Source organism: Ralstonia sp. RRA (assembly GCF_037023145.1).
Lineage (GTDB): Bacteria > Pseudomonadota > Gammaproteobacteria > Burkholderiales > Burkholderiaceae > Ralstonia.
In genome coordinates, this window is the sequence record NZ_CP146093.1 from 326,236 (window position 1) to 352,404 (window position 26,169).

The 26,169-nt window shown below is 62.8% G+C and carries 31 protein-coding genes and 1 pseudogene; 5 read left to right on the plus strand and 27 right to left on the minus strand.

Annotated elements, in window-relative coordinates:
* Window positions 1-33 precede the first annotated feature (33 nt).
* The 27 genes and pseudogenes from V6657_RS28565 to V6657_RS28695 all read right to left on the minus strand — a co-directional run bounded on the left by V6657_RS28565 (window position 34) and on the right by V6657_RS28695 (window position 22,949).
* Entirely contained in the window at window positions 34-1,143 is a 1,110-nt protein-coding gene (locus V6657_RS28565) for a DUF6094 domain-containing protein (protein WP_039016620.1), read from the minus strand.
* Window positions 1,144-1,206: 63 nt separating this feature from the next.
* A complete protein-coding gene (locus V6657_RS28570; RefSeq protein WP_039016621.1) occupies window positions 1,207-1,857 on the minus strand; it encodes a hypothetical protein in 651 nt (216 codons plus the stop codon).
* A 76-nt stretch (window positions 1,858-1,933) separates the two neighbouring features.
* Window positions 1,934-2,194, minus strand: a complete 261-nt coding sequence (locus V6657_RS28575; protein ID WP_011347578.1) for a hypothetical protein — start codon at window positions 2,192-2,194, stop codon at window positions 1,934-1,936.
* Between the two features lie 16 nt (window positions 2,195-2,210).
* On the minus strand, window positions 2,211-2,618 hold the full coding sequence (locus tag V6657_RS28580) for a hypothetical protein (RefSeq protein ID WP_039016622.1): 408 nt from the start codon (window positions 2,616-2,618) through the stop codon (window positions 2,211-2,213).
* A gap of 103 nt (window positions 2,619-2,721) precedes the next feature.
* Window positions 2,722-3,063, minus strand: a complete 342-nt coding sequence (locus V6657_RS28585; RefSeq protein ID WP_039016623.1) for a hypothetical protein — start codon at window positions 3,061-3,063, stop codon at window positions 2,722-2,724.
* 93 nt (window positions 3,064-3,156) lie between these two features.
* On the minus strand, window positions 3,157-3,849 hold the full coding sequence (locus V6657_RS28590; RefSeq protein WP_039016624.1) for a DUF3275 family protein: 693 nt from the start codon (window positions 3,847-3,849) through the stop codon (window positions 3,157-3,159).
* A 95-nt stretch (window positions 3,850-3,944) separates the two neighbouring features.
* Window positions 3,945-4,772 (minus strand): DUF932 domain-containing protein, encoded by an 828-nt coding sequence (locus tag V6657_RS28595; RefSeq protein ID WP_039016625.1) that lies wholly within the window; start codon window positions 4,770-4,772, stop codon window positions 3,945-3,947.
* A gap of 150 nt (window positions 4,773-4,922) precedes the next feature.
* Complete coding sequence (locus tag V6657_RS28600) at window positions 4,923-5,840, minus strand: DUF3577 domain-containing protein (RefSeq protein ID WP_039016626.1); 918 nt, start codon at window positions 5,838-5,840, stop codon at window positions 4,923-4,925.
* A 342-nt stretch (window positions 5,841-6,182) separates the two neighbouring features.
* Window positions 6,183-6,461 carry a hypothetical protein gene (locus tag V6657_RS28605; protein ID WP_039016627.1) on the minus strand — a complete coding sequence of 93 codons (279 nt, stop codon included), beginning with the start codon at window positions 6,459-6,461 and terminating at the stop codon, window positions 6,183-6,185.
* 90 nt (window positions 6,462-6,551) lie between these two features.
* Window positions 6,552-7,289 carry a hypothetical protein gene (locus V6657_RS28610; protein WP_039016628.1) on the minus strand — a complete coding sequence of 246 codons (738 nt, stop codon included), beginning with the start codon at window positions 7,287-7,289 and terminating at the stop codon, window positions 6,552-6,554.
* Between the two features lie 210 nt (window positions 7,290-7,499).
* Window positions 7,500-7,892 carry a hypothetical protein gene (locus V6657_RS28615; RefSeq protein WP_039016629.1) on the minus strand — a complete coding sequence of 131 codons (393 nt, stop codon included), beginning with the start codon at window positions 7,890-7,892 and terminating at the stop codon, window positions 7,500-7,502.
* A gap of 21 nt (window positions 7,893-7,913) precedes the next feature.
* Window positions 7,914-8,138, minus strand: a complete 225-nt coding sequence (locus V6657_RS28620) for a hypothetical protein (RefSeq protein ID WP_039016630.1) — start codon at window positions 8,136-8,138, stop codon at window positions 7,914-7,916.
* Window positions 8,139-8,469: 331 nt separating this feature from the next.
* A pseudogene (locus V6657_RS28625) lies at window positions 8,470-8,700 on the minus strand (hypothetical protein); the annotation flags it as partial.
* Between the two features lie 550 nt (window positions 8,701-9,250).
* Window positions 9,251-11,263: a DNA topoisomerase III gene (locus tag V6657_RS28630; RefSeq protein WP_039016632.1), complete on the minus strand. Its 2,013-nt coding sequence runs from the start codon at window positions 11,261-11,263 to the stop codon at window positions 9,251-9,253.
* Between the two features lie 146 nt (window positions 11,264-11,409).
* The gene (locus V6657_RS28635) at window positions 11,410-12,189 is read right to left on the minus strand and encodes a hypothetical protein (RefSeq protein WP_039016633.1); all 780 of its coding nucleotides are present in this window, start codon (window positions 12,187-12,189) and stop codon (window positions 11,410-11,412) included.
* A gap of 180 nt (window positions 12,190-12,369) precedes the next feature.
* Window positions 12,370-12,822, minus strand: coding sequence for a single-stranded DNA-binding protein (locus tag V6657_RS28640; protein WP_039016634.1), 453 nt, complete (start codon window positions 12,820-12,822; stop codon window positions 12,370-12,372).
* A 69-nt stretch (window positions 12,823-12,891) separates the two neighbouring features.
* Window positions 12,892-13,419, minus strand: coding sequence for a DUF3158 family protein (locus tag V6657_RS28645; RefSeq protein WP_039016635.1), 528 nt, complete (start codon window positions 13,417-13,419; stop codon window positions 12,892-12,894).
* Window positions 13,416-14,222: a TIGR03761 family integrating conjugative element protein gene (locus tag V6657_RS28650; RefSeq protein ID WP_039016636.1), complete on the minus strand. Its 807-nt coding sequence runs from the start codon at window positions 14,220-14,222 to the stop codon at window positions 13,416-13,418. Before V6657_RS28650 ends, V6657_RS28645 begins: the two co-directional genes overlap by 4 nt.
* A 208-nt stretch (window positions 14,223-14,430) precedes the next feature.
* Window positions 14,431-15,453 carry a hypothetical protein gene (locus V6657_RS28655; protein WP_039016637.1) on the minus strand — a complete coding sequence of 341 codons (1,023 nt, stop codon included), beginning with the start codon at window positions 15,451-15,453 and terminating at the stop codon, window positions 14,431-14,433.
* Between the two features lie 100 nt (window positions 15,454-15,553).
* On the minus strand, window positions 15,554-16,816 hold the full coding sequence (locus tag V6657_RS28660) for an STY4528 family pathogenicity island replication protein (RefSeq protein ID WP_039016638.1): 1,263 nt from the start codon (window positions 16,814-16,816) through the stop codon (window positions 15,554-15,556).
* A 3-nt stretch (window positions 16,817-16,819) separates the two neighbouring features.
* A complete protein-coding gene (locus tag V6657_RS28665; protein WP_039016639.1) occupies window positions 16,820-17,380 on the minus strand; it encodes a DUF2857 domain-containing protein in 561 nt (186 codons plus the stop codon).
* 15 nt (window positions 17,381-17,395) lie between these two features.
* Window positions 17,396-19,018, minus strand: a complete 1,623-nt coding sequence (locus tag V6657_RS28670) for a ParB family protein (protein ID WP_039016640.1) — start codon at window positions 19,016-19,018, stop codon at window positions 17,396-17,398.
* Window positions 19,011-19,262: a hypothetical protein gene (locus V6657_RS28675; RefSeq protein WP_039016641.1), complete on the minus strand. Its 252-nt coding sequence runs from the start codon at window positions 19,260-19,262 to the stop codon at window positions 19,011-19,013. The genes V6657_RS28670 and V6657_RS28675 overlap by 8 nt, the downstream gene beginning before the upstream one ends.
* A complete protein-coding gene (locus V6657_RS28680) occupies window positions 19,246-20,136 on the minus strand; it encodes a ParA family protein (protein WP_039016642.1) in 891 nt (296 codons plus the stop codon). The genes V6657_RS28675 and V6657_RS28680 overlap by 17 nt, the downstream gene beginning before the upstream one ends.
* Window positions 20,137-20,178: 42 nt before the next feature.
* Window positions 20,179-20,391 carry an AlpA family transcriptional regulator gene (locus V6657_RS28685; RefSeq protein ID WP_039016643.1) on the minus strand — a complete coding sequence of 71 codons (213 nt, stop codon included), beginning with the start codon at window positions 20,389-20,391 and terminating at the stop codon, window positions 20,179-20,181.
* A gap of 118 nt (window positions 20,392-20,509) precedes the next feature.
* On the minus strand, window positions 20,510-21,256 hold the full coding sequence (locus tag V6657_RS28690) for a hypothetical protein (protein ID WP_039016644.1): 747 nt from the start codon (window positions 21,254-21,256) through the stop codon (window positions 20,510-20,512).
* A gap of 586 nt (window positions 21,257-21,842) precedes the next feature.
* Window positions 21,843-22,949 carry a hypothetical protein gene (locus V6657_RS28695; protein WP_048935056.1) on the minus strand — a complete coding sequence of 369 codons (1,107 nt, stop codon included), beginning with the start codon at window positions 22,947-22,949 and terminating at the stop codon, window positions 21,843-21,845.
* 581 nt (window positions 22,950-23,530) lie between these two features.
* Here V6657_RS28695 and V6657_RS28700 point away from each other — a divergent pair.
* The 5 genes from V6657_RS28700 to V6657_RS28720 all read left to right on the plus strand — a co-directional run bounded on the left by V6657_RS28700 (window position 23,531) and on the right by V6657_RS28720 (window position 26,036).
* Window positions 23,531-23,788 (plus strand): hypothetical protein, encoded by a 258-nt coding sequence (locus V6657_RS28700; RefSeq protein ID WP_024979372.1) that lies wholly within the window; start codon window positions 23,531-23,533, stop codon window positions 23,786-23,788.
* A gap of 4 nt (window positions 23,789-23,792) precedes the next feature.
* Window positions 23,793-24,227 (plus strand): hypothetical protein, encoded by a 435-nt coding sequence (locus V6657_RS28705; RefSeq protein WP_231973573.1) that lies wholly within the window; start codon window positions 23,793-23,795, stop codon window positions 24,225-24,227.
* Between the two features lie 48 nt (window positions 24,228-24,275).
* On the plus strand, window positions 24,276-24,521 hold the full coding sequence (locus V6657_RS28710) for a DUF2933 domain-containing protein (protein ID WP_024979374.1): 246 nt from the start codon (window positions 24,276-24,278) through the stop codon (window positions 24,519-24,521).
* A 391-nt stretch (window positions 24,522-24,912) separates the two neighbouring features.
* A complete protein-coding gene (locus V6657_RS28715; RefSeq protein ID WP_009240715.1) occupies window positions 24,913-25,221 on the plus strand; it encodes a P-II family nitrogen regulator in 309 nt (102 codons plus the stop codon).
* 221 nt (window positions 25,222-25,442) lie between these two features.
* The gene (locus V6657_RS28720) at window positions 25,443-26,036 is read left to right on the plus strand and encodes a histidine kinase (RefSeq protein ID WP_139181143.1); all 594 of its coding nucleotides are present in this window, start codon (window positions 25,443-25,445) and stop codon (window positions 26,034-26,036) included.
* Window positions 26,037-26,169 lie beyond the last annotated feature (133 nt).

The window sequence follows — 26,169 nt, forward strand, 5'->3', positions numbered from 1 at the left end:
AGCCGACGGTGACCGTCAGCGGTAGAGAAGCGATCAGCGGATGGTCAACACCTCGCCCCGCGTGGGGGAGCCAGGCGTCATGTCCCACGCGCGGATGACGGGCACGAACTTGTCGGTGAGGATGCGGGTCTCGGCGATGGAGCCGTCTTCGCGTTCGGTGAATTCGCGTTGAAGCGTCTTGTCCTTGTGGGTGTCACCTTTGACGACGAGTACGCGCCCGGTCTTGGAGCGCACAACCCCCGAGATCGCGCCCGCGGCCAGGGCCAGCGCGAGATGCCAGTGGGACAAGGCATGCGCCGGTGGACGCAGCGACTGCTGCGCGGCCCCCAGGTGCGTGTCTTGCGACGGCCAGAGGCCTTGCAGCCGGCCGACTTCATCGGCGAACTGCTCAGGCTCAATCGTCACGCGGAAAAAATGCTCCGGCTCGGCCGGACTGGCGGGGACGATGTACGGCAGGAACGGCCATTCGCTCGGCAGCTCCTCGGCTTCGACTTCACCAAGCCCGACCTGCAGCAGCAGATTGCGCACGGCCTTGAGACCATCGGGTGCCAGCTCGCGCTGGCGCACCCTGCGGCCGAAGATCACCACCTGCTTGAACTGCGGTTCCACCGCTCGGTAGATCCGCAGGTCCGTGTAGTGGCGTGTCAGCCAGCCGACCAGCTCGGCGTCGAGCACGTAGCCAGGGACGATGAAGACCAGCACGCCGCCGTACTGCAACAGCGACAGGCTGCGCTGATAGAACAGCTTCTCGAAGCGTGCACGGCTCTGGCCCTGATAGCCGATGTTGCCGTTGACGTCCTTGGACAGATCGCCATACGGCGGGTTGAGCCAGAGCAGCCCGAACGACTGCTTGGAGATCATCGTGTCCATCAGGTCCGCGTGCAGGCAGTGATCGACCAGGCCGCGGGCATGGCGTGCCCGTTCCGCGTCGAACTCGACGGCGAACGCCCTGGCCTGCTCGCGCCCGAGGGCATGAGCGGCTTCAGCGATCGCCACGCCTTCACCGGCGCAGGGATCGAGGATGCACATCGGCCCATCGCTGGGCATCAGTGCGTTGAGGGCTCTTTCGAGCGTGGGTTCGTCGGTCGGGTAATACCCGTTCTTGGCGAAATTGCGGGCGAGCCGCGGGAACATGAGAGCCATGGAAGTCTCCTGGTTGGCGGGGATGAAGTGCGAAAGCACGCCTTGGCCTGCTTTCGAGGGTGGTCAGGCCGCTACCGCTTCCGGCGTCCAAATCTTGGCCGGATAGGGATAGGCGGTGAGTACGTCACTGCGGATCAGGGAGCCCAGCGCCAGGGTCAGCGCCGGCACGTCGATGGCGAGCCGATGGCCTTCCAGCGGCCCGAGGGCGAACGGAAGGCGGGCCAGCATCTCGCGGGTCTGTAGCAGTTCCAGCACGGTTTCGCGCCAGTGGTCGAGCAGCGGCAGTGGGCAGGTGTCCCGCACCAGCATCCACAGGCGGTCAAGCCGGTGGGCGCTGCCCTTGGGCAGCAATGCCAGTGCGCTGGCGTTTGCCTTGTCGGGCTTGATGCAGCGGCGGTCGAACAGCCACACGTTGGACAGCGAACCGAACAGCGTTCGCCGGTAGGCACGGGTCATGCGCTTTTCCAGGCGATCGACGTTGCTGACGAACACCGGGACGCTGCCGCCCTGGTCGGTGATGACGTGGAACTGGTCCAGGCCCTGTTCGTCGCGCCCGAGGGTCAGACGAGCGAGGAACTGCTGGACGGCAGTATCCCGCGCCCAGATCGACAGGAAGATCAGATTGCCCTGGTCATCGCCGACGCAAGCGTCGGCCATCACGTCGGAGCATTCGTCGATGCGATACAGCGTGGTGGAAGAGGTGTTTGCGGGCATGGTGGTGTCCTCGGATGAACGGGAACAGCACCGCCCGCTGGGGCAAGTACTGCCCCAGGGGGTGGAAGAAAGCCGCTCAGTCCGGCTCGAACTGCCGGGTGTGCGGGTTGAAGTGAAGCGCCTCATCTACCGAAGTGATTGGCGTGAAGCCCTCCAGGTAGATGTTGTTGAGGTACTGGTCGCGGTAGGTCAGTGCCTGCCGCGCCTGTTCCTCGGTGAGGCCGTTGCTGATGAAGTACTCCAGCATTTCCTCGTCGGAAGAAACTTCGTCGTTGGACAAACTCCCTTCAACGAGCTTCAGCAGCGAGGGCGGAAGCGCAGCCAGGATCGGGTCCATGTCGGTTCCTCCTGGCTCAGGCCATCAGCGCTGCGGTGGGTGCCGCAGGTGCCGTGGGTGTGCGCCGGCGCGCGTGGTAGGCGCGAACGCCTGCACGCCAGTCGGCGGACTGCTCTGGTGCGAGGTCCAGATAGGACAGCGGGCACGTGTAGTAGTACGGGTGCATGGACTCGTCCAGTGGCTTGTAGCCCCACTGGTTGCCGCTGCGTTCGAGCAGATCACAACGGATGTAGCGCAGGGATTGGCCTGGCTCCAGATGACGATGCACGCCTTCGACCTTGGCCGTCACTTCCGTGACGGACCACAGGACGTTGCCGCGCAGCGCGTGGACGATGACCTTGACGCTGGCGCGCTCGGTCTCTTGCGGTGCGATCAGTTCCGCGATCAGTTCAGACCGCGATTGGGGGGAGAAATACCAGCCCATGAGAGGCCTCCTGAAGAATGGAGCCGGAGGCCTCCCCGTGGGGGAGAACCCCCAGCGGGTGATGGAATGCCGCGCGTGCGGCGAAGGAACCTATGCTTTACCCTCAGTCCCAGTCGTCATCGTCGCGATCACAACCGGCCGGGCAGTAGCCGAACTCGATCCCATGCGAGCAGTAGCCATGCTCCGCATTCCAGTCTTGGGTTTCCTGCCGCTCGGCAGGCGTTGCGTAGTCCCATTCCCGGGCTGCGATCTCCAGCGCTTGAGTGCGCTGGTCCTGCGGCAATCGACCGGCTTGCGTGTCGATCTCCGAGCTGAAAAGCGTGACCCAGTGATCCCAGGACAGGCCGCAACCACGCTGGGCGTGCTCGGCGGCTGTCTTGCAGACAGCGCGCCAGGCGGGTTCGTCCAGCGTGCAATGAGGTACATCGCAAGCGATGGTGGACATGATGGAGACCTCCAGAAGAAAGCCGGAGCCTCCCCGCATGGGGAAGAAACCCCGGCGGGTGGATGAAGAACACCGCGGATGCGGCGTCTGCGATCACGCAGGTTGCAGTCCGGCCTGGCGGCTCCACTCCTGCGTCTTGAAGTCCAGCGCGTAGCCCAGTTCGCCCAGGCGGGCAATTTGCGTGCGCAGGGTGCGGCGGTCGATGGTCGAATCCAGTTTTACGGACTCTCCCAGCGGCCAGAGCAGACCGAACAGACCGGCGTCGCCGTCTTCGGTGCTGCCGGAGGCAGCAGCCGCAGCGGCCATCGGCGCATCCACGCCGAAGGGCGTGGTATCGACGAGAGGGTCCGCGGACGCCTGCTCGGGGGCAGGCTTGGCGGGTCTGGATGCTTTGGCGGGCTTGGCCGGCGTTGCCACAGGCTGCGCTCCTTGCTCTTCATCAAGTGGATCGACTTCCTGGGTGCCGAAGCTGCGTGCCTCGTCACGGCTCAGTTTGTCGATGCCGAGAAGCGTCATGCCGTCCAGGTTGGCGCGCATCTCGGAACGCATGCTGCCGTCGCTGATCGGATAGCTTTTGAGGAAGATGTAGCGAAGGACGAATTCCCCTTGGTACTTGCCCTCGGGGTACTGCTCCAATTCAGCGTCCTTGATCGTGAACTTGCCGAGTTGGCAGTCGAGCTTGCCGACGTTGAACTTGCCGTTGCGGCCATGGATGGTGCGCAGCGTGAGCTGGCCCGGGACGACGATGGGCGATACCGATTTCTCGGGAGCCGATGTGGTTGCCATGATGGTTCTCCTGATGATGAATGACGGGACGCCGACGGCACCCGGTGGATGAAAGGGAATGGGCCTCGCCCGAGATGGGCGAGGTCCGCTTGGCATCACGCCTTGAGCTGGCGCATGCCTTCGGCCAGGAGCCACAGCGCCCGGTTCAGGCGCAGGTTCTGGTCGATTCCTTGCACCGGACGGGTGCGTTGATGGCGGCCGCTGGCCGAGCGTCCGCTCAGCCCCCCTTTGACGAGGTTCTCCTGGACGCGGTTGAAGACGGCCCACAGGTCGCCCTTGCGGTCGTCCCAGCGTCGCGGGGCCAGCAGTTGGCTTTCCGTGACAGGCGTGGACTTGGCCGGGTCGTCGTACTTGAGTGCGAGGGCGGAATGCGCAAATATTTCCGCTTCGCCCTCATCGAGGGTGATGGTGCGCATCGCATCGCGCGAGTTCTGCACGCGCTCGAAGCCTTCGAGGACTTCGTAAGCACCTTCGATCACCTGGCTTGCCACGTCGCCCTTGTGGGGCACGCGGATGTCGGCGGTGGTGTCACCGCAGACCAGGCCGTTGTGGCAGACGAACCGGAACATGCCGGCCAGCATCTGGTAGCTGCTCGTGCCGTCGTGGCTGTTGAGCAAGATGATCTCGTTCGCCTCGTCGCCATTGATCTGGCTGGCATGGCGAAGTCGGATGAGATGCTTGGTGTATTCACGCCGGTCTTCGTTGCGCACGCGCGTCTGGCACACCATGAAGGGCTCGAACCCCTCCTGGCGCAGCTTGGTCAGCACGGTCGCGGTCGGTATGTAGGCATACCGATCGGACCGGCTCCCATGCGGGGCGTCGGCAAAGATCGATGGAGCAACAGCACGGATGCGGTCATCCGAGAGCGGGCGATCGGAACGCAGGATCGGGGACTGCGGGGCAAAACGGGATGCCAGAGACATGGTTGTTCTCCTTGGAGAAATGCGACAACCGCGCGGTCCTGAAACCACGCGGAACTCGGGGGATGAAGAGCGCTGACGCGCTGGGAGCCAAGGGGCGCAGCGGTTGCGGGGGATGAGAAGCGACAAGGCCCCGTGAGGGGCCATGCCGGTTCAGAACGAAGCAGCCAATGCCGGCTCCTGCTCCTCGACTTCACCTGCGGGCTCGCGCTCGGCGGGCAGGGCAGGCTGGTCGGCAGCGGTGTCGGCGGCAACCTCGGCTTCGGGCGCGGGTGCGCCCTCGGCTTGCGGTGCCTCGGCTTGCGCCTGGCTCGTCGGATAGACCTGGGTGCCGTCGATCTTGATGAGACCGATGTGGACCAGCGTCGATTCCAGGCTCGCTCCCGGTTCCCCGGCGCGCTCGCCCTTGGTGCGGATGTACGGATCGATCTTCATGTCGTTCAGACGGAAGGCGATCAGCACCTTGCGGTCCCCTTCGATGGCCTGCACGCACCGGCGAACCAGGTGCTCGGCTTCAGGGGTGGCGACGATGGTGTCGAAGTACCGATATTCCGGTTCACCGACAGGTCCGGCCAGCGCCGCGACGCAGCACGACAGGAACGGATCGCCATCCTTGGGGGAGACATCCTTCGGACGGCTGAGGTAGCCGATGCCGCGGGTGATCAGCTCGTGCTGCTTGATCGAAGCCAGTTCGGCCCGGTCAAGCGGCTCGGCCTTCAGCAGTCGCGCCTTCAGAGACGCGGCCGCCTGGCCCTTGTGCTCACCTTTGTCGCGGATGTACGCATCGCCCCAGAGGTCGCCGAGGCGGAAGCGTACCAGCGGCCGCTGCTTGGGATCGTCAACGCCGATGTAGCGCTCGACCAGTTTCTTGGCCTCGGCACCCGAGACCTTGACGTCGAAGTAGCGGTAGCTGGGGCCCTTGGCGGAACCGACCAGTGCGGCGATGGTGCATGCCAGGAAGGGCTGCGCACGGCGGCCGCCCCGGACGGGAACCTCTCGGGCACGCTGGATGTAGCCGATGCCCGAGGTGTGGAGGTCGAAATACGATTTCTCGTTGGACGTGGTGCTCATGGTGAATCTCCATTGGGATGAAGCGGAGACACACCGGCCCCACGCATGCGGGGAAAGGTGCGTAACCCCGCGGTGGGTTGATGAGGCGAAAGCATCCGCCACCAGGACTGGTGGCCGCTCGCGGATGGATGCGGTGCGAGCTGGCTCGGTCACGCAGTGGGAACTGCGCGGCAACCTCGAAGACCGATGGTTGCCTGGCATGTCGCTGACAACGTCAGCAGGCATGGGGGGCAGCATGGCCGGGCCTCGCGCGCGAGACAGCAAACAATGCGCATTCGGTCGCTCCCGTCTTTCCAGCACGCTGTGGAAAGAAAAAGCCCCTCGGATGAGGGGCTGTTGGGGTCAGGCGTCGTACACGAAGCAATGCGTGCGTTGCCGTGGAAAGAAGACATGCTTCCAAGAGTCGCCGCTGATGGTTCCGCCATCGAATACCACCATTTCGTAGCGGTCGATGTCGGTCTCAACCAGCTCCTGCATGGCGATGTGGCGCATGTTCAGCGTTCCCTTGTCGCGCTCGAATACCAGGGTCTGGCCGATGGCATCCTCCTGGCACATGGCGCTGACGCAGGCTCCCAGTTGGTGCTCGAAGTCGGTGGCGGGCGAGATGAGGTCGGGGAACATGAGATTGCTCCTATGAAAACGGACCAGCCCGGCTCCAGGGGGAGACGGGCTGGCACGGGGGAAAAGGAAGGCTGGCGCTTCGTGGGACAGCTAGGACTCTGCCAACGGCAGGCCCAGCAGCGCAGGTGCGTCGGCGTCGAGGATCAGGATGCGCACGTCGGCCTGGCCGGCCAGTTCAAGGATGTTCGCCAGGTCGTCCGGCATGCCCTTGTTTCGGTGCTCCTGCCGAAGCTGCTCGGCGGTGATGCCCTCGGCGTACTCCAGGTTCTGGTCCGTCCAGGGCGTGGAAATCAGCTTGACGCCGATCGCCGGGCTGTATGGCACCCGGAAGGCGATGAACAGCATGGCCTCCGGCGTGGCGAGGTCCGCCAGGTCGGCGAGGTAGTGCCAGGTATCGACCGTGATGTGCTCACGGCTGATTTCCCAGCACCGGCTGTAATAGCCTGTCTCGAAATTCAGGCGCTGCACGAATTCCCGCGCGGCCTCGGCCGAATAGGTGTCACCAATGTGGACCGGGCGACCGTCAAAGTCATCGCCATGGATGGCATAGACCACGGCACCGATCACGCCTTCGCCGCTGACGTCTCCGCCGGCGCCGCATTCGGCCAGAACCTCGGCACCCACGGGTTCGGGGCCATTGCTGACCACCGCGAAATCGTTGGTGACGATGCAGGACGAAGAGACCAGCTTCTCGTCGGAGAGGTGATCTTGGCTCGCGTGGATGGTTCGCCAGACATGCGGGCTTCCATCGTCGTAGCTGATGCACAGCGTGCGGACGATTTTCAGATTCCAGTAGCCACGGAGAAAGGGATTGGGTTTCTGGGACATGGGAACTCTCCAGATTGAATAATGGAGCCAATTCCCGCCACCGGGAATTGGACCCGGTGGGTTGAAAATGGAAAATGTGTCAGGCAACGCTGACCTTGGCGGTGCCAGCACTGCGCTGGACGACGGGAAATGAATCGAGGGACATGGCCTCGTGGGCGCATGTCCCTCGTGGGGCGTGAACGGAAACGCGGTGATGTGGCGGAGACCGGCTCACCAGCCGTTGTAGTTCACCAGCAGGTCGGCGAGGACCTTGCGGCGTTGCAGATCGAGACCATCGAAGTCCGACAGTCCGTTGAAGTGGCAGCGCTTGAGCATGGCACCGCCCTCGCGCGCGTTGTAGAAGCTGACCATGGCGGACAGGAACATGCGTTCGCCGCTGCTCAGGACGCCGAGGGCGTCGTTGAGCTGCAGCATGTTGGGACGCAGATCCCACTTGCTCTTGGCCTGGTTCAGACCTTCACGGGTGCCGTCGCCGAACCACTCGGGGCCAGCGATCTCGACACCGCGCTTCCAGGCCTCGAAGAAGGCTTGGGGCGCGGCAGCGAAATGCTGCTCTTCCCGCATGATCTGATCGACGACTTCCCGCGGCAGTAGCTGGTTCATGACGTGATTCCTCCAGTTGGATCAGGGAATGGCGAGCTGGGACCAGCCGCCTCTTTCGAGGGCACGTTGAGCCGCGGTGTAGCTGCGGAAGTACTCGCGGGATTCCCGCGAAACGGGGCCTTCGGTATCGCGCGTGCCGATGTAGTGACCGGCGGCGCTTTGCAGGACTTCGAGCGGCAGGAACTTGCCGCAGTAGGTCGAGGCCAATTGCCCGAAGGTTTGGCCGAAAGAGGCTTGCTGGGACATGGACTGGCTCCTTGGAAAAGCGGGGCCTCGTCCCTTACGGGATGGCAGCTCCCGCACGCGGTTGATAAACAGCATCGACGTCACGGGGACGCGCGTCCGCAGACTTGATGCGATGCGGACTGGTGGGCAACGCGGGATAGACCCGCAGCAGCCTGAAACCCTGGCTGCTGGCATGTGCTGACCGGAATCAGCGAACATGCGGGCAGCTTCGTGCGCGGGCCGTGCCGCGTCAGTTGGAAAACGGCATCCGGCCCAGCCCCGATTGATGGGCGCCGGAAAGCAAAACCCCGCATCGAGTGCGGGGCTGTCAAGGTGGCGCGTCGGAGCCGGATCAGTCGGGCCTATTGCCCAGTACATGCCGCTTCCATACGGCGAATGCCTCATCGTGTGCCAGCTCGGCGAGGATGACGATGGGCTGGGGTTGCCTGGCGCGTAGAGAAGCGAAGTACGCTTCGCGGTCGGCGATGGCCTTGAGCCTGATGCCATCAATGAACAGCAGTTTGCCGTTCTTGATGAACAGCACCTTGTTGTCAATGTCGCGCTCGAACGCGGCTCGTACTTGCTCCGGTTGTTGCATTTGTTGGCTTCCTGCTGGTGCGGCCCGCCATCGGGCCGAAACATTGATCGGCGGGAGAAACGTGCCGAAGGCCTTGCGGCCTCCGGCTCGGGAGGACGGAACCACCCGTGGGCTGATTGGCAGGCCCGGTCGTCGCTAGAACCGTCTGCTCATCAAGCATTCACACCCGGCGCATGTCGTGGTTGGCGCCGGCATCTTCTGGCGCACATCCGCGCACAAAAGGAGCCCAGTTTTTCGCCGTTGGGCACGGCATCGAATACCGCTGACCACGAAGGGTCTCCGGATGGCTCGCGCAGCATGGAAAGCCATCGGGGGACCCTTCGCAGAGGCGGAAAAAGTTCAGATCAGCAGAACGCGCCGGGAAACCCCGGACGTGGTTCGCGGAGAAGCTACCTTCAGGTCCCGCGGCCGGGGACGGCCGGGCGGGACGCGCACACGGACAAGAGAAGGCGTTGCGCGCTGGGCGTCCCGCAGGGCGTGCGGGACATGGGCCACGCCGCCGATGGCGGGCACGGCTCTCGGGGAACGGGGTCGGTCAAGAGCCTCTGCGGCCGCTACTGCGCGGGCGCGAGGCACCGCGCTTGGCCGCGCCGGTTTCGAGCGGCAGCGTGCCTTTGCAGTCGGGGTAGCGACTGCACGACCAGAAGGGGCCGGTCTTGCCGGTGCGCTGGCGCGTCGGTGCGCCGCACTGCGGGCATGCCGGCCCTTGGGGAACCTTGATGGACAGCGAGGTGCTGCCGTACTGCGCGATCAACTGCGAAATCCATGTGGCCTGCTTGCCGATAAACACATCCAGCGTGAGCTGCCCGGCCTCGATCATGTCGAGCGCCTGCTCCCACACGGCCGTCGTGCCGGGATCCGCAATGGCCGCAGGCACCGCGTCGATCAGCGTAAACGCCGCATCCGATGCGCGAATGGAGCGTCCTTTCTTCACGAGATAGCCCCGCGTCAACAGGCCGGTGATGATGTTGGCGCGCGTGGCTTCGGTGCCGATGCCCGTCGTGTCCTTCAGCTTCTGTTTCAGCCGCGGGTCGCTGACAAAGCGCGCAACGCCCTTCATCGACTTGACCAGTTCGCCTTGGGTGTAGGGCTTGGGCGGCATCGTCTTGAGTGCTTTGATCTCGGCTTCGGCCACCTGGCATGTCATGCCTTCGCGCAGCGGGGGGAGTACTTGGCTGCGCGCCGCGGCTTCCCCGTCCTCGTCCACCTGCGGCTCGGCCAGCACCAGGCGCCAACCCTGGGCGACCACCTGCTTTCCGGTGGCCGCCAGCTTCTGCTGGCCGCAGGACAGTTCGGCGACCGTGCGGTCGAACTCGTGGTGAGGGAGGAACTGCGCCAGGTAGTGCGCCCGGATGAGCCGGTACACGGCCAGCTCCTTCTCGCTCATCGCAGAGAGGTTCGCGGGTTCGAGCGTCGGGATGATGCCGTGGTGGGCTGTCACTTTGCCGTCGTTCCAGGCGCGCGAGTGCTGGGAGCGGTCGAGTTGGCCCATGATCGGGCGCAGCGAGGGGTCGGTCTTGAGCAGGCTGTCAAGGACAGTCGGCACTTCCGCGAACATGCTTTCGGGCAGGTAGCCGCAATCCGAACGCGGGTACGTCGTGGCCTTGTGGGTCTCGTACAAGGCCTGCGCGATCTCCAGGGTCTCCTGCACGTCCAGCCCGAGCTGTTTGGAACAAACCTCCTGAAGCGTTCCCAGGTCGAACAGCAGCGGCGGCCCTTCGCGCACGCGCTCGGTCTCGACCGATACCACCTGGGCGCTGCCCGCAGCGCGGATCTGCTGCGCGGCATGCTGGGCGACCGGCTGCTGCAGGCAGCGGCCGGCGTCGTCGGTGCAGCCATCGGGCGGAACCCACTGCGCGCTAAAAGCCTGTCCACCTGCGGACAGGGACACGTCGATGGCCCAGAACGGCAACGACTTGAAGGCCGCGATCTCGCGATCGCGGTCCACGACGAGTTTGAGCGTCGGCGTCTGGACGCGCCCGACCGACAGCACGCCGTCGTAGCCGGCCTGCCGGCCCAGCACGGTGAACAACCGGCTGAGGTTCATGCCCACCAGCCAATCGGCGCGCGAGCGCGCCAGTGCCGAGTAGTACATCGGCAGCGTGTCGGATGAGGGCCGCAGCTTGCCGAGCGCGGTGCGGATCGACGCATCGTTGAGCGCCGACAGCCACAGGCGTTCGATGGGGCCGCGGTAGCCGCAGAGTTCGATGATTTCGCGGGCGATCAGTTCGCCTTCGCGGTCCGCATCGGTGGCGATGACCAGATGGGTCGCCTTCGCCAGAAGCGCCTTGACGACCTTGAATTGCGTGGAGGTCTTCGGTTTGACATCGACCCGCCACTGCTGGGGAATGATGGGCAACTGCTCAAGCGACCAGCGTTTGAGCGCCGCGTCATAGACCTCGGGAGCTGCTGCTTCTACGAGATGGCCGATGCACCAGGTAACAGTGACGCCGGAGCCGCTGAGACAGCCTTCATCGCGCTGCGTCGCGCCGAGGATTCGACCAATGTCTTTGCCCTGGGAGGGCTTCTCGCACAGAAATAGCCGCATGCTGTCCCATCCGAATGAAATTCATCATGGACAGCATGTCGGGCAGCGCTGGGCACGGCAGCAAAGAATATGAATGTGAGCCGACCTTTTTGAACCGGTGTTGGGACCTGGACGCTAAGATCGGCTTGAGAAACTCTAGCGAAGGGTCAGTTGCCACTGCGAGCAAGCCGGTTGTGCAAAAGGAACCAGCACATGTTCAAGGCGAAGGAGCGTCCCAGCCGAGCCATTTGCTCTTGCGGAATGCCGATGGGGCGGTGAGCGCCAGGGCTGAGGAATCCAAAGACCCCGGCCAAGCCTTTCTCCTCTTCGACCGTGATTTCGCCACACTGGCGTAGAAATGCAATCACCGAGCCCCAGCTTGTCGGGTTGTATGTGGCGACACCTGGATGCTGCTGTGCCACGCCAGCGGCGACATCCACAGCCAGGGTTTCGAGAGCGACCCGCGCATTCGTTAAAGCTGCGTTGTAGTCCGGAGGACTGGCACGGAAAGCTTCAGCCGAATCATTGATCTTGTCGATGATGGCCTCATACTGCGGCGGAGCCGATTGACGGAGGGCTCGCACGAGATCATCCTCCATGGGGGCCGCATCGGCGATGGATGGATCGGCTTGCAGCAGTTTCTTGTCGTGGACCATATACCCATCCAGCAACAGGCACTGCGAGAGGTCATGCAAGCGCTCATCGAATACGTGCTTAGGCGAAACATTCTTGCGAAGACTTCCGATCGTTGCAACGATCTCCTGTAGTACGAGCAATAAAGTCCTGTCGTCCTGGTCGCCGATGGTGTGGTTCAGACTCATCTGCAAGTTGGCATGCGACAAGGACAGATGCTGGACGCCGTACTTGGCCAACAGCGTGATTGATACGGCGACTTCCTGTTGCGCCAGAAACTGAGCAAGGGAATACCGGGTCCTGATACTGATCATTTGAGCTACTCAAGGAAGAACCAGCCTTCAGTATGCCGTCAAGGTCGGCAGTTTGATCGGAACGAGCTTCGTCGTGTAGCCGCCGATCGACTGGGCTTCCGTGGACGTTGATAGAGCTATCCCCTGGGGAAATCTTGCGTAAGCAGGAGGGAAGCTAAGAGCTTCGCCCCCCATGTTGGGTCACTTCCTCCGCTTCGCCTCCTTCGGCGCAGCCGGCTCCTGGGCGGCCTGGGGCTTCGACTCCTCCTCCTGCACAGCCTCCTTCGACCTGGGGCTGAGGGTCACGGACTCGATGCGGAACGGCAGAATGCCGACGCTGCGCGCGTTGACCTGCCAGGTCTCGCGCGGCTGATCCTCGTTGTCCGTCCAGGGCTCGCGCTCCATGCGGCCGATGACCAGTACGCGCATGCCCTTCTGGTAGAGGTCCTTCCAGTGCGCGGCGTCGCGGTGCCAGATTTCCACCGGCGCCCAGAAGCCGCCGCGATCCTCGAAGGTGCCATCCTTCTTGGGAATGGGGTTGTCGAAATAGACGTTCAGGCGAAGCAGGCGGCTGGGTTCTTCGTTGCCGTTGGGGAACTCCCGGTACTCGGGGGGTGAACCGATGTTGCCTTCGCCGATGAAGTGTGTGCTCATAGTGCAATCTCCGTGGTGGTTGAAATACCCGCGCCTGGTCGGCGCCGGGCGCGGGGGTACCCGACGCGATCACCGATCGCGCATTGCGGTTGGGATGGACTTGAGCCTGCGTAGGTAGACCTCTTCCGCCTCCGCAGCCTTGCTGGCGCATTCCTGTGCCTGCCTGCCCAAGGTGTGCAACAGGCTGATCTGCATGTTCAGCGTGATGCGCTGCAGCTCGATCGCGTGCAGGTCGGCCAGCAGGTTGACCGGCATGCTGGTGCTCGCCATCAGCTCCTGCCACAGCGCCACGCCCATGGCCGAGCGGTCGTGTCTGCGCCAGCGAAGAAAGGCGGTGCCTGCGCCAGTGGTCTGCTGGGCCAGCTCGATGGGCAACAGGTGGAAGGGGTGCCCGTTCGCCTGGGACAACACCTGCCGCTGCGACAAGGCGATGAATTCGTCGCGCATGGCGAAGCACTGGCTGGCCCAATCCTCCAGAGGCCCCTTACCTTTAAAAGGCTTTAAAAGGCCTTTTAGAGAGGCCGCGTGTTCCAGCCGCATGAAGGCTGCCTGTTCCAGAGCGCGGAAGTAGCGGGTGTCCTGATTCAGATCGCTCATGCCTGCGCGTCCTCGTCTCCGGCGCCTTCAGGTGCTTCGGACTCCGGTGTCCCGGCAACGATGTTCTCGTCGCTGGGGATGCTGGAAGGAGCCGCTGTGGCAGGATCATCGCCACGCTGCTGCAGGCCACGGCGCATGATGGGCGGCGCGAACTTCGAGCGGCGCGTGCCTTCCACGACTTGCTGTGGCAGTTCGCCGAACTTCTCCAGCGCCGCCCGCGCAGCAGCGTTCTTCGAGGCGAAGTCGTCGCGAGTGCAGCCCGAGTATCGGTACTGCTGGGCCAGTGAGAACAGGCTGCGAAGTGCGTGCGCGCCCTCGTTGAGCCAGCGCTCCAGTGTGCTGCGGTCGATGAGGGCGGTGTGGTGCGCGAGGATCAGCTTGCGGGCGATGTCGTCGTAGTCGGCCAGCAAATACACGGCGGCAAAGCCGAGTTGGGCATTGACGAACAGCGGCAGCTTGACGGGCTGCACGTTCAGGTTCTCGCCCAAGCTGAGAGCGGCGGGCACACCGGCCAGTGCCTGGTCCACCTGCTCGCGCAGCGATTGCAGTGTGGTCCTGGTCTGGTCGAGCTTGTCTTCGATGCGCAGCATCCACCAGTCCGAATACGGGTCGTCCTGCTCCGAGCCGCGCTTCATCTTGTTCATCACAGAGATGTAGCCGTTCAGGCCGACGATGCCCGGTCGCCCTTCGGCGGCGGCACGTCCGTGCCAGATGCGGGAAGCGTGGTGGGTATGCAGCGTCAGCGACATCGCGCTGCGCAAGGAGCCGAGATTCAGTTGCAGGGGGTCGTTGGTAGTTGCCATGGTGTCCGCTCGCTGTGGGAAAAGAGCCGTCAGGATCGGCACGCAGCGGAAGGCAGTCAGTCAACAAACCGAAATCAACCAGTCCCCGGTTGTCGTAGCGATGAGCAGTTCGCGAAGCGCCAGGGGATTCGGCTCACTTACATGCAGTTGCATGTCTATCCCCTGGGGATAGCTCCACTGAGCGCTATGAAGGCCTACAAGGCTTGCGTCAAGCGCGGAACCGCACAGAACGAGCCGTGATCTTTTCGCCGTCGGAGCTGAGCTGTATGACCCAGTTGTTCGACGAGTTGATGAAAACGTCGTGAAGCATCTCGCCGAATTTTTCCTTCGAGTAGGACATGTCCGAACCGATATCGGCCAAAGCCCCGGCCAGGTAGTCCGGCAAGCGGATCAACGGATCAAACCTGTGCTTTCCCGTTGGATTCGGAAGCTCGAACATGGTTTTGGGCAAATCGAGTATCAGGAGTCCCTCGGCCGTGTGCTCCAGGTCGGGCAGGCTCGACGACATGAGCATGAAGTAGAGGTAAGCCAGGTCGTAGACCACGGTCTCGTTGTGCTCTATCAATTTATCCCTGTCGGAGATCCAGCGAAGGTAGCCAGCACCCGTGGCCTGCGTCACGAGATAGAACATCGTTGCCGCGAATCCAGATGCCAGATGAATCTGTCGAGACAGCTTGGCATTCACCTGCTTGCGGGCCAGATCCTTCTCAAAGGTTCGGAGCCGCTGCAGGACTTCATCGAAGTAAGCCGGGTCCAAGGATGCGCTGGGAGGCGAGTTTCTCCGGAAGGTCTCGATCAACTCGCAGGCGTCCGGAATAAAGCTGGCCATGTGCTCTACCTTTAGGTAGTCGCGCAAAAGAGCTGCATCTCGGTCAATGACGAAGGACACGCTGAACGTGATCGGCTTCGGGCAGGTCAGATACTGCTTCAGTCCTAGTGGAATCTGCCTGACATTCTTGATGTCATTGGGGGCTGCAGCCGAGAGGTATGCAGAGATGTTGTCCGTAGTGTCGTGATTGGCGATGACCACGAAGGAGAAGACGTCGTTCTTCTTGCCTTCATCTCCGATGCAATAGTCCGAAACGATGGTCCACGGCATCCCGGCGGGATAGCCAGAGAACCACTGCTTCATCAGTTGCTGGATCGTCTTGGACGCCTTGATGAATACCGGCAGCAAATCCACCACGATTTTTCCTCCCCTCTTGATGCTCGCAATACGGATTTGCGACATAGCTATGGGCTGCGTTTCACAGCTTTCAGCCTATTGAAATAGCATTGTTGCAGACGTTGCTGGCCTTCCTTGGCGCTATCCCCTGGGGATAATCTCTGTTCTATGGCTTGCGAAACAACTCGCGCAGTCTGGCAATGTGCTGGCGGGCAACCTCGGGCGGCACTGGTTTACCCGGTGGTGGCGTGGGTGGGGCCGGCGGCCTTGATGGCCCCGCACTGGTTGCGGGCTTCAGCGCCGACGCAGGGTCGGACTTGGCCCATGCATTGAATTCGCCACGAATGGCCCGCTGGATGATGCCGAACAGGTATCCCGCTGGATTGCGAATGCCGTGGTTGGCGCACCGTGCGGCCCATTCGTCCAACACGGCCTGCCTCAGCGAAGCATCGACCTGCTGCAACGCCACCTTGGCACCTGTCTGTTGCTCTGACTTCAGATCCGTGAACCGCTTGGGCCATTGCAGATCGCCCAGCGCGCGCGCCTGCGCGGTAGTACGTACTTCATTCATACGACTACTACGTACTGTACGGGCCTGTTTCGGATTCCGAAGAGAGCCGTCTGGCGCGGGTTTCGACCCTGCTTCGGAATCCGAAGTGGGGTCATCACGATTCCGAAGAAAGCTTGAATCACCATCTTCGGAATCGTGAGTGGCACCCTCCTGTGAATAACTTTCGGGCGCCCCGATGCCCCGGCTGGCAAGGCGTTCGGCCAGGACTTGCAGCCTGGACGGCAGGGTGCGCCCGGCCAGCAAGGGGTCTTCACCAATTTCCCGGAGGGTGTGCAAGCCCACGACCTGCACGGCCTTGGCGGAATGGCCCAGCGCCTGGCTGACGAGCTGCAGGTAGTCCGGGTCGAGCTGCATCGCTTCAAAGGGCGTCAGCGGCTCGTCGTGCAAGACATAGAGGTTGCCGAGGATGCGGCCGGTCTTGGCGTCGCGGCGGCGCCGTACCAGGCTCAGCCAGCGGGTCAGGCGCAGTAGCGTCAGCGCCCGGGCCACGGTTTCATGCGAGGCTTGGCCGGCGCAGGGCATCGAGGCTAGCCAGGGCCGTAACTGCTCATAGGTCGGGAATGCCGTCACGCCGTCGTCGTTGAGCATTAGCCGGAACACCTGCCAGGCGTTGCGCTCCAGCGGCGTCAGCCGGCGATCGAGGAACAGTCGCCGCGGCACGGTCTCATGCCGGTTGCCACTGAAGAGGAACGCATCGCCGGACGCTGCTGGCGTTGCAGGTGACGGCGCAGGTATAGGCATGCGCGTGGGGGTGGGCGTGGGCGGGCTGGGCCTGGGCGCAAGGTCTTTCAGCGCCGCGTCGAACAGGTCCGCGAGTGCGACGGGGCCACGGCGTGGTGCGGTGTCGTCCATGGCCATGGCTCAGGCCAATCCTTGATCGACCCACGAATTGATCGCGGCCCAGACCACCGACAGTGGCAAATCCATGCCTTCGGCAAGATCCATGGTCGCGTCGAGGATTGAGGTCTCATCCTCCAGATCGACGTTTTTGCTGCTGGTGATGGCTTTCCAGCGCCGCCACAGCTCCGTGTCCTGGGTTTCGTCCAGAACGGGATGGCGACCCTTGCGCTTGGGCAGGCCCAGCACCTCACGGCGCAGGGCGACTTCCTGGTGGGTCAGGCCGTAGAAGCGGCTGACCATCTCGGTGCTGGCGCCCAGGCGCAGCATGCGATCGACGGTGGCGATCTCTTTTTCCACATCCTGGGCCTGCGCCAGCAAACGCCGCAGCACCTCACCATTTACCGTGACGGAGCACCACGAGACATTGGCGTTGGCCAGCACGCTCACCATGGCGGGGTGCTTGAGCGCATCCAGTTCGGTCTCGCTGAAGCCCATGGCCTTGCAGCGGCGCAGTTGCCCGTTGCGCAGGTCATAGAGCGCCTGGGCGATCACGGCTTGATTGAGCGGGTGGGGTGCGGACATGCGGGTCTCCTTCGCTCACGTCCCTGGGGCTGCGGCGCCGGATTCCAGATCCAGCAGGCGCCGCGCCAGGCGGAGCAATCGGAACAGCTTGACCAGTGCGGTATCGCTCAGGCGCTGAGCCGGATTGCCCTGGCCATGGAGCAGCGCCGGCAGCTCGGCGGCCAACTGCCCGCCGTCCACACCTGCCTCGGGGAAGACCTCGCCGGCCAGACACGCCAGCAGCGCAAACACCGCGCGGCCCTGCGGCGATGGCGTCCGGTCTTGGGCATGGCATACGAAGCCCACGCCGTCGGTGCGGTCCTCGATGCAGTCGCCCACACCGGCCTCGCCCGCGATCTCGCGCGCGAACTGGGCGATGTGGATGCGCAGACGGTCGGGCGTGTCGAGGCCAGGGTCGATATGCCAGATGTCGGAAATCGGATAGAGCCCGCCCGCCTGGACGGGGATGGACTGCAAGACATTCGCCGAGAAATCAGGCAGCGCATCCCCCAGCTCATCGGCGACCATCCGCTGAATGGACTGGAGCCGCTCGGTCGTTGGCGCCGGCGACACGACGTGCCCTTGCAGTCGATCACCAAATGCCGGGCTTCCTGCAGACGACTCGCCCGAATCCGAATCGTCCTCGCGTGGCTGGACGGCAGTCGCTGGCGCCGCGGTGGATGGCGTCGGTGCGGTTGGGGGACGTGCAATGGTTTCAGGCTCGGGCAGTGCAGGCGGCGCCGATGGCGGGGTGGGATCGCTGACCAGGGCGCGATGGCGACTCTCCGATTCGGTGAGATCGAGGGCCAGTACGTCATAGTCGATGCTCAGCAGTTCGGACATCTGGCCGATCAGCTCATCCTGCACGCGCTGCGGAGCGAACTCGTCGGCCTGCGTGTCGAACTGCGACAGCACCTCCTGAAAGAAGTCGTCGAAGTCCTGTACCAGGGTGCGGCCCTTGGCGTAGCGCTCCCAGGCGAACATGCAGGCTTTGCGCGTGACCGACAGGCGCTCCACCTGGTGGCGGCCGAGGCCCCCATAGAGCAAGGTGGGGATCGCGGGCAGTAGGTAGCGCACCGCGTCATTCATGCGGCTGATGTGCGACTGCTGAACGGGGAAGCCATCGGCCGCGAGGCGGCGGGCCAGTTCGGACTGGCTCAAGGCGGTGCTGCTTTCCTGCTCGTAGAACTCGCGCGCCTTCTCGACGCCGAGGGCGCGCTCGATGAAGGTGAGGCCGCCGCGCAGTTCGTTCTCGGCCAGGTGGCCGGTCAGCATGACCACTTCACCGCGGCGGGGCCACGGCCGGAACAGGCACGCTATGCGAAAGAACTGCTCGTCCTTGGTCTCCGACCACAGTTCGCGCAGGATCGCTAGCCGCGTGTTGCCGCCGTTGCGGATGATGTAGTAGTCCTCGCCGGGACGGCGGGTGATGGCCGGTGCCGCATCCAGGCCACGTTCGCGGATGGATGCCTTGATCTCGTCGTAAGCCGGGTTGCGCTTCTTGCGTGGGTCGTGGTCGTAGGGGCGCAGCTGGTCCAGCGTCACGACCATCGGTGTGTCGGCGATTGGATCGCTCAAGGCAGTGGCAGTGGGGCCGCTGCGCTCGAACCCGGCAGCGAGCAGCTTGCCGGCCATGTCCTGGGAGGTCATGTCAGCCATGGCGGCCTCCGCAGGCGTTGGATGCCATGGCTTCGCGTTCTGCACGGCGGATTTGGGCACGGGCGTTCAGCGCCGCCCGGTGGTCGCTGGCTGTCGAGCTGGTGTAAATCGCAGCGCAGCCGGCCTTGGTGAATTTGAGGTGTCCGCCCGGCGTACGCTTGACGTGCCAGCCTTCGCCCACGGCGAACTCGATCAGGGCGCGCAGCCGCTTGTGGCCCCGGGCCAGTTCATGTGCGTTCGCCATGGGGCCTCCCAGTATCAAGAGGGAGTGGCCCAATTGGGTGGGGCGGACGGCCCGACACCGCGGCAAATCGGTGGTGCCACTGCGGGAACAGTTCGCCCGCGAGGCCGCGCATGGTGTCGAGCGCGGCAGAGGCGACTCTGCCCGGCGGCTGGCGGTGTTCGACCCGATGCACCGGCATGCCGCGCGTCGCGGCGCGCGGGTAGGCCTCGATGGCCGGCACGTCGGTGGCCAGCACGCGGATGCCGGCGTGGTCCTGGAACAGATCGCGCAGGGCTTGCTGGATCAGCCGGGCGTTCGCGGACACTGGATGGACACGGTTGATGAGCAGGTGCAGCGGCGGCGGCTCGATGCCCAGGTGCCGGTACGGCGCAATGTCTTCGAGTAACTGCATGGTGCCGCGCCGAAGCTCTCGGGCCGCAAGGATCTCAGGCGTCACGGGCGACAGCGCGAGGCCGGAAGCCAGCACCGCCATCTCCAGCAGCACCGAGCGCGCGCCCTGGGTGTCGATCAGCACCAGGTCATAGAGCGGAGCCAGCACCGGCAGCAGATGCCGCAGCCGCAGGCGTCCATCCGGTGCGTGTAGCAGCATGGTGTTCAACTCGCCCCGGTGGTCGTTGGAGATCACCAGGTCTAGGCCCGCCACGATGGTGCGGGACACGAGCTGGCCGAGGTCGCGCTCGTTGAAGGCCAGCAACTCGTAGATGCCACCAGGCGCGCGGTGGGTCAGCTCGTAGTACGAGGACAAGGTGGGCTGCACGTCGAGATCGAGCAGCAACACGCGCAGCCCCGCGTCCGCGGCGAGCCCGCCCAGGTTGGCGGCCGTGGTCGTCTTGCCGACGCCGCCTTTCGTTGAAATGATGGATACGACCTGCATGGCGCTCTCCGTGTGAGGATGGGAAATCCGCGCGAGAACGGATCAGGTCCGGCTGTTGACGCGCTCGGCGATCCACTGGTCGATCTCGATAGAGTCCCAGCCCACGGCGCGCACGCCCAGGCGAAGCGCCTGCGGGAACTGGCGCTTTTTCATCAGGTTGTAGATGTGGGCGCGCTTGAAGCCGGACTTCGCTTCGACTTCATCCAGGCGCAGAATGCGACGCTCGCTCGGCGGCAGTACGGGGGATTGCGACATGGCGGTCACTCCTGAACGCTCAGTGGCGTTTGTTGGCGTGATCTCTATTCAATAGACATGGATGCCAAAAGACATTGCATATGCAATCTCCTGGATTGCACATACAAGCTGGAAGATTTCACTCGGATGCGCTACGGACGTTCTTCCTAGCGTTGGCGAACTTGCCATTCAAGGTTCGCTCCGTGATGCCCACGGCGCCACCGCAGTTGGCAAGCATTGCAGAGACGATGGCCTCCTGCGTTCTGAATCTGGAGTAAGGCACACCCGCAGGAGACTGGCCGAGCATCAGCGCCAGCATCGCGCCGATGATGTTCAGGTACGTGGTCTCTGCCCGGTGGCTGATTGCGCGCTGATTGGAAGCCAGCAGCACGGTTGATTGCTTCAGCAGGGTTTCGTGCTGCTCTCGCAGTTCGTGCATCTGATGCTGGGTATGGTCCAACGCTGCTTTGAGAGCCATTCGCTCCAAGAGGAGCGCCTCTCCTGTTTGTATGGAGATGAACGGGTGGGCCATGCGCTCGCCACGGCTGAAGAGAAAGGCGGGGCGATGCTCAGGATAGTGGGCGCGCATCCAGCGCTTGAGATCGACATGGCGGATGGTCAGGTCCGGCGAACTCACCAGCGCTGGGTCGTTGAGCGTGATCCCGTTCTTGCCGTAAGGAAGCTCAGCGTGGAGGATGCCGTCGTAGATGCGTTCCGAATACAGCCGACACTCATTCCATCGCGGGCAGTCCAGTGTCTGTGGCAGGCGCAGCGGCGATGTGATCGATGCGAGGATCATCGTCTTGAACCGCAACAGCCCGGCCCACCGTATGGCAGCTTCGATGGGGCGATAGAACACCTTTGATAATGGAGGTTCCTTGTGCATGGTCTCGTCTCCTTTCGGAAGCGCTACATCACCGGCTCCTTTTCTGCCCCATCAAGGGCTATTGTATTGATTGGCCTGTGGCGCATGCCTGAGACGACTCTCAGGAACATGGGGGAGGCGATCATGGCGTTCGCCACAGGTGGTCCTCTCTTGTCTGTTGTGCAAGAATTGACCGGTTGCCGGCGCATCGAGCCACGAGGAAGAAGCCCGCTCGATTGGCGCTCACGGTGCCAGCGTCACGGGGGCGGGCAAGCCCATCAAGACTGATTCGATATGGTCTGATATCCAGGCGGTTTCAGAAGACGCATGGTCCAGCTTTTTACGGATCAACGTCGATCTGAATGGAGAAGAAGCGGCACACGTCATGCTTGTTTCGACATCCTGATATATCGATAAAGCATTACCGCGCCGGCCGTCATTCGTCGCTGTTCCCTGCTTCTTATTCTTCGAATGTGGAGCGCACGGCCTGCACAACATGTTCTGCCCGTTGGGCCGCGCTAAGCTGAGAGTAGGTCTTTCTCAGCTTGCCCGATACCTGCTAGCCGTTTTCCTTGATAGAGTCGATGATGCGGTTCGCATCCTCAGCCTATGCCTGCAAGTAGGCGTCTAGCAGATCGGCAGTGACGTGAGGCAGGAGCGCTTCGACGGGAGAAAGTTTGTAGGTATAGGAGACGGGAGCTGGGCCATGCAGAGCGAACCCTGAAGCACGCATTCCTGCCCAGAACAAAGCGAGGTTCTTGTCCCCTGTACACAGCATGATCTGCTCTTGCGGAAATAGAGCAAAGAAATTGATCAGCAGCTCCAGCGCCCTCAGATCGGCCAGCGCGTTGTAGGCGTCCTGTTCGGAATACTGTGCGGAAGGCTTGACCAGACGCTTGGCGGGGCCTGCGCCGTTTTCAACGCAGACAATGCTCAGGGCAGCAAGCACCGCCAGCGTATTTCGCTGCAAGCCGCAGCGCTGGGCAGCTTCAAGAACCTGGTTCCACATCTCGGGGCGTCGGGCTGCGCTGATGGGCGACTGCAGTGCAGGGGCCACCTGACACAAGAATTGGACTTTGCGCTCCATGCTCTCGCGCATTTCCTCCAGGAGTCCGGTCAAGCCAGCGACTGCCGAGTCGGGGGTGAGTTGGGCTTGCGGAAGCGCCGAGCGGATTTTTCTGCAGGCTTCAGCCCATTGGTCCTCGACCTCTTGCGGCGTGGGAATCTGCCGCTTGTTGCCTTCCAGAGCGAACAGGCCGGGATTGATCCGCACGGGCTTGTCTTGGAAGAGGTCGAGAAAATCGTCCCCGCCGCGGACCTTCCGTCCATCTTTGTAGCGTGACGCAAGCTCGCTGATGGTGCAGCGATCGGGCATGACAAGCATGTTCGACCGCAAAGCCAGGCCGGATGGCAGCCAGCCGCCGCGAACGAGGCCGATGGCCTTGTTCGAGTATTGGCTCTCCAGCGTTGTGCGAAGATTTGCGGCTGCCTCTACCGACAGTTCCGGAATGCTGCTCTCGACGATGCGTGCATGGGACCAGTTCAGTGGAATGTTGACAGGGCCATTGAGCTTCATCCCGTCAAGGTCCGAGTACCGCAGCGGCTGTAGATCCACGCCGTCAAATGAGGCCGTTCGGCCCGTGGGCACGCCTTCAGCGTCTTGCTCTTTGAAGATCCAGACCCCTGCTGTCTGGGGTACTTGCTGATTGGTCATAGTCACTGCTCGATCAAGGGGGGGGAAGTCCTGGAGCCTGCAGGCCGACTGAACTCTGCGTAGAGGGCTTCTGCCAGCTCCTAGCCATCAATGAAGCCAGCCTCTTCGGATGTCAGGCAGATCGCCAAGACTTTGATACCTCCATTGTCCAGGTGCTGCTGGATGCCTGCGTGGTGATATCCATGGTGTAGCCGGGCCGAGTCCGCCATGTTGTACGCACGGAGCGACGGGTAGCTGCTCCTGGACCTTGATGGAAGTCTTTGGACGAACTTTGTTGTCGAGGGCAAAAAACAAGGCTATAATCAAGTTCTTCGCTGCTCACCACAGGGAAGGAAGTGATTGGGAAACAACGACTTAGCGCTCAGGTGTTTGTCTGTTTTCCGACTCCATACGCCGGACCGGCTTACCCGAAGGCCTATCGGCCCACTGCAGTACCTGGGCCCATCTACCTCGCAACAGCGCGCTTGCGAATCTGATCCTCCCCACACGCGGCGACCCATTGCCGCGAGCCTTGATTTCAGCCGCCTCCCGGCGGGATGTCTGCGGATTCCCGTCTGGATCGGGCCCGAAGGAAACCTTGTGTGGGGAAGACCATCATGCATTCCGTTCTCAGAATCGCCGCATCTCTTTTGTTCGGTGTCGCCGCTAGCGCCGCCTTCGCGGGTCCCAACTGGGACGCCATCAACAGTGCACGCGCGGCTGCAAAGCATTCTGCCGCCGTTTCCGGCACCGCGTCGAGCAAAGAGGCGATGCAGAAGCAGTGCGCTGAAATGATGAAATCGACGGATGCCCGTCCGATGGACGGCGTCAGCCCGAAGGGCGCTCCCGAGGCGAAATGAGCGCGTGCGCTTCGGCCTGATGGCCGGGCCGCCCATATCGACGCCACCGGCTCCTGGAGTTAAGCCGCTTGATCTTGCGGCACATGGCATCGGCGGCGAACAGCTTCAAGCTCAATCGAATATGGAGATCGACATGAAGACGAGATCACACGTGGCCGCAACGCTTGTGCTTGCCCTACTTGGGGCCGGTGGCTGGAGCGTGGCAGCCAGCCCTAGCCGTGGCGCCGACGGCACCAAATCGGGGTCACCAGACCCCATGCATTCCATGATGATGAGCCACATGATGGACAGCGGCATGATGGGCGGTTGTCCGATGATGGGGCAACTGCCGCCCGGCAACGAGAAGCTCTCGATGCAGATGCACGGCGAGATGATGCAGGCGATGGGAGAAATTCTGCGCAAGTACGCGGACAATATCCAGACACCCTCGTCGAAATGACGGTGGCCGGCCGTATCGAGAACCACCGAGTACCACAGGAGTACCGCTATGAAATGCAATACGAGAACCATGGCCGCTGTGGGCGCTGCCCTGGTGGCGATCCTGGCGATCGCCTATACCGTTTTCCCGTCAGTTCGTGCCTTCGTGCTGGGCATTGGCCCCTACCTGTTGATTCTGGTCTGCCCGCTATCGATGTGGCTGATGATGAAAGGCATGCAAGGTCAAGACGACCAGCGGCGTTCGACAACCGACGACACGCCTGAGCGGAAGCAGCCGTTTCGGATCGAAAAGTGAATCGTGGCGCGGTGCAGGCACGTATCACAGATGCGAGCACCGCCACGAGCACGCCAAGGACAGGAGGTGGCGTGATGGGCGAACTATCGACATGGAAGGTGGTCTGGATCGTCCTGGCCGTCGTCGGCGCCATCGCGATCCTCGGGGGATTGGGCATGCTGGCGATGCACCGTTGCATGACAGGCAGTTGGACGTGCTGCCAACAGACTAGCCATACCGTTGGTTGGGTTGGGCCGACTGCGTTGGAAGCTGGAAGCTCACAGGACTCGAGGACACGCGACGTTCAGCACGCGTGATAGCGCCGCTGATGGCTTCCTGGACGTGCAGGACTTGAAGACATCGAGAGCGTAACGAAAACTGGCGCAGCAGCCGGGGTATCAAGGAGACGGTCATGAGCATCAAATGGGTGATTGCCATTGTTCCCACCGAACTGCTGGAGCAGCTAGAAAGGAAGCTTGCGACCGTCCACGCCCCGGACCTGACGATCACAAGGGTCAAGGGGTATGGCGAGTACAAGAATTTCTTTTCCAGCGACCTGACCAGCGTGCATACCAAGGTTGAAATTTTCGCGGACGAGGCCGACGTCGAGGCCATCACCAACGCCATCGTCGAGGTCGGAAAGTCGACGGTGCCGGGTGCCGGGATCGTGGCGGCTGTTCCCGTCGAGAAGCTCTTGCACCTTCACATCGAGTCCAAGTGATGTGACAGGCAGTACTCACGTGCGCAGCCCCCAGCCTGCGGTACTCCACCACACGTCCAGGCACGTTCACCATTGCAAAACGTTTATACCAAGATGACATTTCTGTCATCTTTGGTTGCGGCGATGCTTTCCGGTCTACGCTGGTGCCGAAATCTGGAGCCTCCGGACAACCGGTGGCTCCAACCGTTCGAATCGCACTCAGGGCGCCATGCCGAACTATCGTGTCAGCTTTCAAGAACCATCAAATCATGCACGGTCCCCGCTCGTTGGCGTGGCGGACAAGTGCACTTGCGACGTTGGGAACGATGGCAGCAGTAGTCGTCCAATCGGTCTTTGCGGGCTCAGGACAGATCGCAGCGACCCCAAGTCTCACCTGGGCTCTCATCTGGGCGCTGATCCTGCCGCTGATTGTGGGTATGTGCACCCATCGTCTGGTCTCGCGCAGCCTGTCGCCAATGCGGTGCCTCGCAGCCAAGGGCGATCAGACAGCCTTTGGGATTGTTCATCTTTCGCTGTCGGGAAGCATACCGACCGAAGTTCAACCGTTGGTCGATGCCTTGCGCGACGTTTCGTCGAAGCACGAAGAGACCGTGGCGGCTGTGCGCTCGATTTACACCGATCTCAATCACGACTTGCGCACTCCGCTGCATACTCTCGCCTTGCAAACAGAAGTGACATTGATTGCCCCTCGCAGCGCCGAAGAATATGAGGCCTTGTTGCGCTCGAACCTGGAGGAGTTTGCGCGGCTAGCGACTGCTACCGACAGGACGCTGCAGGCGCTACGCGAGCTCGCGCTGCGGCGCCATGAATCGTGACGATGCGACTCGCGCGCACGGACACCGGAGCCAAGCGCCGCTCGGCGCTCTACATGACAAGATTGTAATAAGGTCGTCATGAGCGTGCGGGTGCCGTCTCCGTAGACTGCTCACACGGTCAACCACGGTGGTT

Excerpts from the sequence above, each read along its gene's own strand:
- V6657_RS28565 (WP_039016620.1), bottom strand. The coding sequence starts at position 1,143 with ATGGCTCTCATGTTCCCGCGGCTCGCCCGCAATTTCGCCAAGAACGGG.
- V6657_RS28570 (WP_039016621.1), bottom strand. The coding sequence starts at position 1,857 with ATGCCCGCAAACACCTCTTCCACCACGCTGTATCGCATCGACGAATGC.
- V6657_RS28575 (WP_011347578.1), bottom strand. The coding sequence starts at position 2,194 with ATGGACCCGATCCTGGCTGCGCTTCCGCCCTCGCTGCTGAAGCTCGTT.
- V6657_RS28580 (WP_039016622.1), bottom strand. The coding sequence starts at position 2,618 with ATGGGCTGGTATTTCTCCCCCCAATCGCGGTCTGAACTGATCGCGGAA.
- V6657_RS28585 (WP_039016623.1), bottom strand. The coding sequence starts at position 3,063 with ATGTCCACCATCGCTTGCGATGTACCTCATTGCACGCTGGACGAACCC.
- V6657_RS28590 (WP_039016624.1), bottom strand. The coding sequence starts at position 3,849 with ATGGCAACCACATCGGCTCCCGAGAAATCGGTATCGCCCATCGTCGTC.
- V6657_RS28595 (WP_039016625.1), bottom strand. The coding sequence starts at position 4,772 with ATGTCTCTGGCATCCCGTTTTGCCCCGCAGTCCCCGATCCTGCGTTCC.
- V6657_RS28600 (WP_039016626.1), bottom strand. The coding sequence starts at position 5,840 with ATGAGCACCACGTCCAACGAGAAATCGTATTTCGACCTCCACACCTCG.
- V6657_RS28605 (WP_039016627.1), bottom strand. The coding sequence starts at position 6,461 with ATGTTCCCCGACCTCATCTCGCCCGCCACCGACTTCGAGCACCAACTG.
- V6657_RS28610 (WP_039016628.1), bottom strand. The coding sequence starts at position 7,289 with ATGTCCCAGAAACCCAATCCCTTTCTCCGTGGCTACTGGAATCTGAAA.
- V6657_RS28615 (WP_039016629.1), bottom strand. The coding sequence starts at position 7,892 with ATGAACCAGCTACTGCCGCGGGAAGTCGTCGATCAGATCATGCGGGAA.
- V6657_RS28620 (WP_039016630.1), bottom strand. The coding sequence starts at position 8,138 with ATGTCCCAGCAAGCCTCTTTCGGCCAAACCTTCGGGCAATTGGCCTCG.
- V6657_RS28630 (WP_039016632.1), bottom strand. The coding sequence starts at position 11,263 with ATGCGGCTATTTCTGTGCGAGAAGCCCTCCCAGGGCAAAGACATTGGT.
- V6657_RS28635 (WP_039016633.1), bottom strand. The coding sequence starts at position 12,189 with ATGATCAGTATCAGGACCCGGTATTCCCTTGCTCAGTTTCTGGCGCAA.
- V6657_RS28640 (WP_039016634.1), bottom strand. The coding sequence starts at position 12,822 with ATGAGCACACACTTCATCGGCGAAGGCAACATCGGTTCACCCCCCGAG.
- V6657_RS28645 (WP_039016635.1), bottom strand. The coding sequence starts at position 13,419 with ATGAGCGATCTGAATCAGGACACCCGCTACTTCCGCGCTCTGGAACAG.
- V6657_RS28650 (WP_039016636.1), bottom strand. The coding sequence starts at position 14,222 with ATGGCAACTACCAACGACCCCCTGCAACTGAATCTCGGCTCCTTGCGC.
- V6657_RS28655 (WP_039016637.1), bottom strand. The coding sequence starts at position 15,453 with ATGTCGCAAATCCGTATTGCGAGCATCAAGAGGGGAGGAAAAATCGTG.
- V6657_RS28660 (WP_039016638.1), bottom strand. The coding sequence starts at position 16,816 with ATGGCCATGGACGACACCGCACCACGCCGTGGCCCCGTCGCACTCGCG.
- V6657_RS28665 (WP_039016639.1), bottom strand. The coding sequence starts at position 17,380 with ATGTCCGCACCCCACCCGCTCAATCAAGCCGTGATCGCCCAGGCGCTC.
- V6657_RS28670 (WP_039016640.1), bottom strand. The coding sequence starts at position 19,018 with ATGGCTGACATGACCTCCCAGGACATGGCCGGCAAGCTGCTCGCTGCC.
- V6657_RS28675 (WP_039016641.1), bottom strand. The coding sequence starts at position 19,262 with ATGGCGAACGCACATGAACTGGCCCGGGGCCACAAGCGGCTGCGCGCC.
- V6657_RS28680 (WP_039016642.1), bottom strand. The coding sequence starts at position 20,136 with ATGCAGGTCGTATCCATCATTTCAACGAAAGGCGGCGTCGGCAAGACG.
- V6657_RS28685 (WP_039016643.1), bottom strand. The coding sequence starts at position 20,391 with ATGTCGCAATCCCCCGTACTGCCGCCGAGCGAGCGTCGCATTCTGCGC.
- V6657_RS28690 (WP_039016644.1), bottom strand. The coding sequence starts at position 21,256 with ATGCACAAGGAACCTCCATTATCAAAGGTGTTCTATCGCCCCATCGAA.
- V6657_RS28695 (WP_048935056.1), bottom strand. The coding sequence starts at position 22,949 with ATGACCAATCAGCAAGTACCCCAGACAGCAGGGGTCTGGATCTTCAAA.
- V6657_RS28710 (WP_024979374.1), top strand. The coding sequence starts at position 24,276 with ATGAAATGCAATACGAGAACCATGGCCGCTGTGGGCGCTGCCCTGGTG.
- V6657_RS28715 (WP_009240715.1), top strand. The coding sequence starts at position 24,913 with ATGAGCATCAAATGGGTGATTGCCATTGTTCCCACCGAACTGCTGGAG.